This is a genomic window from Psychrobacter sp. GW64-MNA-CIBAN-0177 (assembly GCF_040309585.1).
GTDB lineage: Bacteria > Pseudomonadota > Gammaproteobacteria > Pseudomonadales > Moraxellaceae > Psychrobacter > Psychrobacter okhotskensis.
On the sequence record NZ_JBEOOY010000123.1, the window covers coordinates 1 to 291 of the forward strand.

1 pseudogene is annotated in these 291 nt (G+C 38.5%); it reads left to right on the plus strand.

Going from position 1 to position 291, the window contains the following annotated elements:
* Positions 1–92 precede the first annotated feature (92 nt).
* Positions 93–291: pseudogene (locus AAEY79_RS14440) on the plus strand (DUF421 domain-containing protein); the annotation flags it as partial.

Genomic DNA, 291 nt, shown 5'->3' on the forward strand with positions numbered 1-291 from the left:
CTGTTATTATTATATAAAAATGGCATTCTAGAAATACCAGCATAAGAACACACTGTATTCGTGGCTTTACGTGATTATGAGGAGACAGCTTTATGGACATGTTATTTTTTGACAATATCGACAAGCTTGGACGCATTATTATCACTGCGGTAATGGTCTATATTCTGGTCGTCCTTATTACCAAGATTTCTGGCAAGCGCTCAACGTCACAGCTCAATAATTTTGATTGGATTGTGACGGTTATGATTGGCTCACTGGGTGCCAGCACTATTTTGCTTGAAGATATTCCGT